This is a genomic window from Pseudoalteromonas sp. S1609 (assembly GCF_005887255.1).
In the GTDB taxonomy this organism is placed as follows: Bacteria; Pseudomonadota; Gammaproteobacteria; order Enterobacterales; family Alteromonadaceae; genus Pseudoalteromonas.
On the sequence record NZ_PNDJ01000088.1, the window covers coordinates 1 to 8,438 of the forward strand.

The window sequence follows — 8,438 nt, forward strand, 5'->3', positions numbered from 1 at the left end:
ATTTGTAACCTAGTGGGCTAAGAAAAAACCGTGCAACAAAGAGTAAATAACTCCTAGGGAGAACCCTTCGGGCAGCGCCTGTTTGTTATTAACTATAGCGTTATCGCCTATTTATGGGGAATAACCACACAAATGCCAATCTGACGGCTGTGAATTTAACCTTGAACGATCAATAGAACCTAGGAAGTATGAAAAAAATATTGCATTTGTCGGCAGATGAAAAGTTTATTGATATGGGCTTAAATGCTTTTGAAATGGCTTACCCTAAAAAAAACAGCCTATTACTTGTACAAAAACATAATACGATTAAACATGTTAAGTTTGAAAATAAAAAAATAATTAATAAACAAACTTTGGATAAAGCGTCGCGAAAAAGTGAATTTTGGACTGATGTAGATGTTGTCGTGTTTCATTCTTTATTTGTATATAAAGTGAATATTCCTAAAAATATTAAAGTCATTTGGTTGGGTTTTGGTTATGACTATTATGATTTTATTTTTGATAATGAATACGAGATGTTTAGTGATAAAACTCAGCAGATCATGAATGATAAAGCCATAAAGCCGGTTAAGGGGTTTATAGCTGAATTTAAAGGAATAATTAAGCGTTTGATATTTTTACAATATCGCTTAAAAAAACAAAAAATAAAAATGATGCAGCGAATTGATATATTTTGTCCTGTATTAACAAACGAGTATAAAGCCATTAAATGGCCCACAAAGCACAAACCAAAACTGATGGATTGGAATTATGGAACCATGCAGGATAACTGGGCAAAAGAGGGTAGCAGTGAACTTTGTGGAAAAAACATATTATTAGGCAACAGCGCAACGCTTTCTTGTAATCATCTAGATGGCATTGATTTGCTATCGCAGATTGATGCGCCTTTATCAAAACTCATTATACCTTTGAGCTACGGTAATAAAAATTATGGCGCTTTTATAAAAGAGTATGCCCATAAGCATTTTCCTGGAGATGTTTTAGCGCTTGACAGTTTTATGCCATTTGATGATTACACTCAACTTATTTCATCATGTTCGTGTGTTGTTATGCCGCATAAAAGGCAACAAGGTGTGGGTAACATTATTGTGTTACTAAATTTAGGCGCAAAAGTGTACCTAGATAAGAGCAATCTGTTGTATTCATTTTTAAAAGAACATGGCTTTTTTGTGTTTTGCTTAGAAGAGATTTGCTCTGCAGACTTTTTAGCTGAACTAACACCTGAGCAGATTTTAAATAACCAACAGCGTTTATTTGAGATCTGGGGAAGAGCTTCAATTATTGATAAAACAAAGAAGTTGGTTGAGTGCGCATTATAAACAATGTCGATTTGGCTTATTTAATGGCAAACATTATAGTAAAGGTTGGTTATGACTCCTAAAAAAATCGCAGCGTTTGCCTTAGGGCCGTTAGGAGGAGCACTTCTTAGTTTTATAACCCTGCCTGTCATCACATGGATTTTTTCACAACAAGACATTGGCCGTTTAGCCATGCTTAATGTAGTGATAAGCTTTAGCACTTTGCTGTTTAGCTTGGGATTAGATCAAGCTTACGTAAGGGAGTTTCACGAGACAAAAAGCAAACCCGCCTTATTTAAAGTGGCTATTTTACCAGGCTTAGTATTATTAACACTGACACTTAGTGTATTGCTGAGCATGGATAATATTATCTCTAGTTGGCTGTTTGATATAGATAGTCAGTTTTTAAGCTTGCTAGTTGCTTTGGTTATTTTGTCGAGTTTTATTTCGCGGTTTTTATCACTTATTTTACGCATGAATGAAAAGGGATTAGCCTTTTCAATGAGTCAAGTGCTGCCAAAATTATTACTGATTATCATTATCGGTAGCTACGTTGTTTTATCGGTTAATAACACAATTACAAACTTACTGTTAGCTAATGTTTCGGCTATTTTATTTGTTTGTGTAATTTTTGTTTGGAATACCCGTGATGAGTGGCTCAAGGGAATTTCTGAAAAAGTAAATTATGCTTATTTGATGCAGTTGTTGAGGTTTGGCATGCCACTTATTTTTGGAGGCTTGGCTTTTTGGGGGTTAACGGCAACCGATAAGATATTATTGAAGGAGTTATCTAACTTTGAGCAACTCGGTTTGTATTCTGTGGCGGTAAGCTTTGCTGCGTCAGCAACTATTTTTCAAAGTATTTTTTCAACTGTGTGGGCTCCGACTGTTTATAAGTGGGCTGCAAAAGGCGAGAACCTTGATAAAATAGCGAAGGTAAATCGCTTTGTCTTATTAGCTGTAATTGTGCTGTTTAGTCTGTCGGGACTGCTTTCATGGATAGTTACTTATATTCTTCCTGATGCTTATAAACCCGTTCAATGGATTTTACTTTCGTGCTTAGGATACCCATTACTCTATACGTTATCGGAGACAACGGTAGTAGGTATTGGGGTAACGCGTCGCTCTGGTTTTGCAATGCTGGCGGCATGTATTGCGTTTGTGATTAATTTGTTAGGTAACTGGTGGCTCATTCCTATTTATGGTGCTGCAGGAGCTGCTGTGAGCACCTGTGTATCCTTTTGGGTTTTCTTCATTATGAGAACTGAGTTTGCTAGTTATGTTTGGCGACCAATACCACGAAAAAGCATGTATTTGTATTCCACAGTATTAGTGTTTGGCGCTGTTTTAAATAGTTTATATGCACAAATGTTTAGTATTCAGTTTATGTTGTTTTGGTTTGTTATATTACTAAGTGTATTACTTTTTTTTAGAAGTGAGCTTTGGGAAATTAAATCTTTTGTATGTCGTAAAATGAGTCAGTAGGTTTTATTTACCTTGTACATTTAAATCAATTTATATGTTTGTAAATACTAACATACGTCACTGGCTGGTAATGTTAGTGGTTAAGTTTATTGAAGAGCGTACTTTTATACGAGATAATGACGCGGATGTTAAAGGGTTTAGTGTTTTTAAGTTAGATTAAACTGTGGACCAAGGAACCAATATATGAAAATAGGTAAAAATAAATGCTAGCAGAAATTAGATCATTATGGATAGGTGGGGCTTTATCTAGACTGGAAAGAGTGTGTTTGACCTCTTTTTTACGCGCAGGCCATAAAGTGTACCTATATACTTATGATGAAGTATTGAATATACCTGAGGGTGTTGAAGTACTTGATGCTAACCTAATATTACCTAAAGAAAAGATTTTTACATATGGTTCAGTAACCGGAAAAGGTAAAGGTAGCTACGCTGGATTTGCTAATCATTTTCGTTACGAAATGCTCTCAAAGTGCAGCAACACCTACTGGGTAGATATGGATGTAATTTGTTTATCTCCATTCTATATTGAAAACGACCTTGATTATGGCTTTGAAAATGAAAGTTATATCAATAATGCAGTGATCGGTACTAAAAAAGCGGGCAATAAATTATTCGCTAATTTAAGCAAGTACTGTAACAACCCGTTTGTATTTACTCGCTGGGATACGTTTAAGTTTTTAATTAGAAAGCTTATTGGTAGAACATGGGGGCGTTCTGACTTTTCTTATTTACCATGGGGAGTCACAGGTCCTAAGGCATTAACTGGTTTTGTAAAAAAAGATAACCTGTTAAATTATGCAGCCCCTATTGAGTGTTATTACCCGGTTGGCTCTAATGATTGGAAGCAGATTTTTTTCCCTTGTGAGCATGATGTTGATCTCAGTGGTGCCAAAGCGTTGCACTTGTGGAATGAGCAGCTAAGAAGAGATGGCTTAGATAAAAATACAGTGTTTGATAAACATTCATTATATGAGAAGTTAATTTCAGAGCTTGAGCTAGATAAATAGTGGCTCGATTTAAATGATTTACCTTATTCTTACGAGTATCGTTGCTCTTTTTTCATACTTGTCGGTAACTAAACGTGACTACAGCTTTATTGGATATTTAGTTGTGGTTACGCTCGCTTTATTTGCTGGTTTAAGGCATGAAGTGGGGGCTAAGCCTGATTGGGAGGTATACCATCAGGTTTTTTATGATGCGCCGGAGCACCTCTCTAATCTATTTGCCTATTTTGCAAATAATGCACGCTTGGAAAAGGGTTATTTACTATATAACTTTATAATTCACTCTATTTTTGACGATTTTAACTTTTTCTTAGTTTTTACCGCGTTGGTGACAATCGGTGTAACGTATAAAAGTGCTTCTATTTATACCCCAATGACGATCCTTTCTTTGTTATTGTACATGAGGTATGGGTACTTTCAGTTCAATATGATATTTTTGCGCCAAGGTATTGCTGTCGCAATTTTTTTATATTCCATTCAGTATATAAAATCCAGAAACGCAATTTATTATTATCTATTAAATGCGCTGGCTATTACATTTCACGTTAGTCTTATTGTGGTACTGCCTTTATACTTTTTTGTACATAAGCAATTTAGAGCGCGTACATTTTTATTTATATTAGCCAGTGCTGTGCTCTTACAAAGTATAAATATAATAAAAATTATTGCTGATTCGTTACCTAGCTCTAACGTCATCTTTTTCGCTTTTAAGTCGTATGTTGCCTCTGGTGAGGCTAAGCCATTCTCGTTCTCATTTGTTGAGAAACCATTGATGTTTTTTGCTTTATTATACTTTTATGATCGACTTGCAAAGCGTTTTGAATATTACCATGTATTTTTTAATTTAAGCTTTATAGGCTTAATATTTAGCATTCTACTGTTACAATTTGAAGACTTAAGTGACAGATTTGTGATTATATTTAACATTTCTAATATTGTATTGCTTACTTATTTAATGCGAATATTCAAAGGAATAGGTAAGCCCCTATATTTATTAGTGTTATCGCTAATTGTTATGTTTTTTGTTTTTACTATGACTAATTCAGAGCAATACACTCCTTACAACATTTTAGGTAAATTTTATTTTTAATGTGGTCACTAGTGGTACTAGTCGAAAACATTAAAATTAGCCTTATTTTTAATAAGTATGAAATTAAAAATGAAAAAAGAATTAGTTATATCAACAGTATATAGCCAGCTAGAAAAAGCAGTCTCTTTAGCTGAGGATTGTTACTTAAAAACAAATATTCGCTCAACTATTGTTTGTCAGCTTTTTGAAGTGGCGCATCAGAGTTTTGATAATAAGTGCGAACAAGCTTATTCAATTATTTACTCTTCAGATCGGGGTTTAGCTAGAAGCCGCATGTTAGGTGTTCTTTCATCTGATGCTGATTTAATTTGGTTAACGGATGATGATATTGAGGTAACTCCTGAGGGGGTAATTAAAGCCTTTGATAGGTTAGAAAACAGCGAAGATGACTTCATTACAACCAAATATGCAATGGATGAGACACAAGTTCGTAAGAAGTATTCACTTTCTGAGTTTGTTCATAATCGAATGAGCATTATGAGAGTTAGCTCAATTGAGATTTTTATCAAACGAGATAACGTCATTAATAAAGGTGTTGCCTTTGATACTCGATTTGGCCTCGGAGCTACTCATAAGTCAGGTGAAGAAAATATTTTTCTTGCTGATATTTTGAATAAGGGAGGTAAAGGATGCTTTGTGCCTATAATTACATCGATTCATCGAGAAATTACTTCTGGTGGGGACTTTAGTAATGATTTAGCTAATAGTGCTAAAGGGGCTATTTTTCGTAGAGTATTTGGGCTTTTTGGCGCCCCTTTATTGTTTGCTTTTTATGTTAAAAGGTTAATAAAAAAAGAAGTCCGGTTCACCGATTTTTTTTCAGCTTTAGTTTTTTCGGTTAAAGGTTTCTTTAAACTAAAATAATTTTTATGGAATTATAAATGAGTACAGGTATTCCAAAGGTTTCAATTATTACCGCAACCTATAATTCAGCTCTTTATATAGAAAGTGTATACAATGCAATAAAAGAGCAAAACTACCCGCATTGGGAGTGGTTAGTTACAGATGATTGTTCGACAGATTCATCGCTAGAAATTTTAGAAAATATAGCAAGGCATGATAATAGAGTCTCTGTCTTTAAAAATGCAGTTAATAGCGGTGCGGCTGTTAGTAGAAATGTCTCGCTAGCTAATGTAACTGGAGAGTTTATCGCTTTTGTCGATAGTGATGACTTATGGCTGCCAAATAAGTTAAATGAGCAGATTGCATTTATGCAAAATAACGATGCAATTAATTTTTCTTTTACTGCGTATGAACTTATCGATGGTGATAGTAAAAGACTTAATAAAGTGGTTGATGCTACGCAAGAACGTGCTTTTTCTTATGCTGATCAGCTATGTAAAAAAGCGACTATGGGGTGTTCAACAGTAATACTTAGGCGCAGTGCATTTAGCGACTTGTTCATGCCACTACTGAGAACTGGGCAAGATTATGCACTATGGTTAAAGCTTTTAAAAACTGGTAATAAAGCTTATTTATTCCCTAAAGTGTTAACTCAATACCGAATATTACCCGACTCGATATCTAGAAATAAGTTAAAAAAAATAATGCGTCAATGGAGTATTTATCGCGATATTGAAAACCTAAATATATTTTTAGCCGCTAAATGTTTTTGTTTTTATGCGTGGCGGGCAGTATTTCGAAAGTAACCTCTTTAATCTAGAGATTATATAAAAAAGTTATGGCTAAAGCGTGTATATTCTTTGAGGTTTAAACGCTAGAGCACTGTAAGTATAGGATAAATATAAAATGAAGATAGCTGTAGCTGGTACAGGTTATGTAGGCCTTTCAAATGCAATGTTGCTTGCGCAAAATAATGAGGTTATGGCGCTTGATATTGATGAGCATAAAGTTGAATTATTAAATAATCAGCAATCTCCGATCATTGATGAGCAAATTGAGCTTTTTCTAAAGCGTAAAGATCTAAATTTTACAGCAACCACAGATAAACTAGCTGCTTATGTTGATGCTGAGTATGTAATTATTTCTACTCCCACAGATTACGATCCACAAACCAATTACTTTAATACAAGCTCAGTTGAAGCTGTAATTGCTGACGTATTAGCTATAAACCCTGATGCGACAATGATTATTAAATCAACGGTGCCGGTTGGGTTTACTCAGTCTATTAAAGATAAGTTTAATTGTAATAATATTATCTTTTCGCCTGAGTTTTTACGTGAAGGTAAGGCGCTTTACGATAACCTGTATCCGTCACGTATTGTAGTGGGTGAGCAAAGCGAGCGAGCAGCAACTTTTGCAGGTTTACTTAAGCAAGGCGCTATAAAGCAAGACGTTGAGGTGTTATTTACCGACTCAACAGAAGCTGAAGCGATAAAGCTTTTCTCTAATACGTACTTAGCAATGCGAGTGGCTTACTTTAATGAACTTGATAGTTATGCTGAGGCACATGGGTTAAGTAGCAAACAAATAATTCAAGGGGTTGGTTTAGACCCTCGCATAGGTAACCATTACAATAACCCTTCATTTGGTTATGGTGGCTACTGCCTACCTAAAGATACCAAACAGTTATTAGCAAATTACAAAGATGTTCCTAACAACATTATAGGCGCCATTGTTGATGCGAATCGAACACGAAAAGATTTCATCGCGGAATCAATTATTAATCGTAAACCAAAGGTTGTCGGTGTTTATCGGTTAGTTATGAAGTCGGGTTCGGATAACTTTAGAGCCTCTGCCATTCAAGGTATCATGAAGCGCATTAAAGCAAAAGGAATTGAAGTTGTTGTTTTTGAGCCAGTACTTGAAGCTGATGAGTTTTATCATTCTCGGGTAATCAAAGATTTAAATGAATTTAAGCAGCTTTCAGATGTTATTTTATCAAACCGTATGGTTGATGAACTGGCTGATATTGCTGATAAAGTTTATACGCGTGATTTATTTGGTAGTGATTAAAATATCGTTTAAGGCTTAAGTATACGGGCTGCGAGGTACGGGCGACGATTTAAGCACCTAAACCCTAATACCTCGAACCAAAACTCTGCGCGAGGTAAACTCTCGCCTACAAATTTTCAATTGCATTTACAAACTTAGGCCTACGGGTATTATATTTTATTTCAAATAAATACAATCCCAAAATGGGTAATCACCAACGTTATTAACGATATTAGCTCTAAGTGGGTTTGCTACTATATAGCGCGCGTAGTTAATTAGGTCTTTTTCATCTCGGATCATATGATTGTAATAATCACTTTGCCAAAGCTTATTAATTTTGTGCTGATCTCGGGCAAGCTTAGCGCAGCGGCCTTTAAATAGTCTAATTAAAGCGCTTAAATGTAAGCTTACTTTTAATTGAAAAAGCCAATGTATATGGTCTGGCATTAAGACAAAAGCAACACTTTCACAAGCATCTTCTAATTCAAGTTTCTTAATTTCAAAAATTATTTTTCTATTGAGACCAAGGTCGTTTAATAATTTTTGTCTGTTATTAATGACTAGAGTTACGCAGTAATAGTAATAGTAATAGTAATAGTAATAGTAATAGTAATAGTAATAGTAATAGTAATAGTAATAGTAATAGTAATAGTTATTGTTATATTA

Annotated in this window: 7 protein-coding genes and 1 pseudogene; 7 read left to right on the forward strand and 1 reads right to left on the reverse strand. The window is 34.7% G+C overall.

Annotated features, from left to right (window positions below):
- Positions 1 to 188 precede the first annotated feature (188 nt).
- The 7 genes from CWB76_RS18005 (at position 189) to CWB76_RS18035 (ending at position 7,793) form a co-directional block, all read left to right on the forward strand.
- Complete coding sequence (locus CWB76_RS18005) at positions 189 to 1,319, forward strand: TDP-N-acetylfucosamine:lipid II N-acetylfucosaminyltransferase family protein (protein ID WP_138609449.1); 1,131 nt, start codon at positions 189 to 191, stop codon at positions 1,317 to 1,319.
- A gap of 51 nt (positions 1,320 to 1,370) precedes the next feature.
- Entirely contained in the window at positions 1,371 to 2,783 is a 1,413-nt protein-coding gene (locus tag CWB76_RS18010; protein ID WP_138609451.1) for an oligosaccharide flippase family protein, read from the forward strand.
- A 266-nt stretch (positions 2,784 to 3,049) separates the two neighbouring features.
- A complete protein-coding gene (locus CWB76_RS18015; protein ID WP_138609453.1) occupies positions 3,050 to 3,790 on the forward strand; it encodes a hypothetical protein in 741 nt (246 codons plus the stop codon).
- A gap of 13 nt (positions 3,791 to 3,803) precedes the next feature.
- Complete coding sequence (locus CWB76_RS18020; protein ID WP_138609455.1) at positions 3,804 to 4,877, forward strand: EpsG family protein; 1,074 nt, start codon at positions 3,804 to 3,806, stop codon at positions 4,875 to 4,877.
- A gap of 69 nt (positions 4,878 to 4,946) precedes the next feature.
- Complete coding sequence (locus tag CWB76_RS18025; RefSeq protein WP_138609457.1) at positions 4,947 to 5,741, forward strand: glycosyltransferase; 795 nt, start codon at positions 4,947 to 4,949, stop codon at positions 5,739 to 5,741.
- Between the two features lie 17 nt (positions 5,742 to 5,758).
- Positions 5,759 to 6,526 (forward strand): glycosyltransferase family 2 protein, encoded by a 768-nt coding sequence (locus CWB76_RS18030; protein ID WP_138609459.1) that lies wholly within the window; start codon positions 5,759 to 5,761, stop codon positions 6,524 to 6,526.
- A 100-nt stretch (positions 6,527 to 6,626) separates the two neighbouring features.
- A complete protein-coding gene (locus CWB76_RS18035; RefSeq protein WP_138609461.1) occupies positions 6,627 to 7,793 on the forward strand; it encodes a nucleotide sugar dehydrogenase in 1,167 nt (388 codons plus the stop codon).
- Between the two features lie 156 nt (positions 7,794 to 7,949).
- Here the strand turns inward: CWB76_RS18035 and CWB76_RS18040 are convergent.
- A pseudogene (locus CWB76_RS18040) lies at positions 7,950 to 8,348 on the reverse strand (REP-associated tyrosine transposase); the annotation flags it as partial.
- Positions 8,349 to 8,438 lie beyond the last annotated feature (90 nt).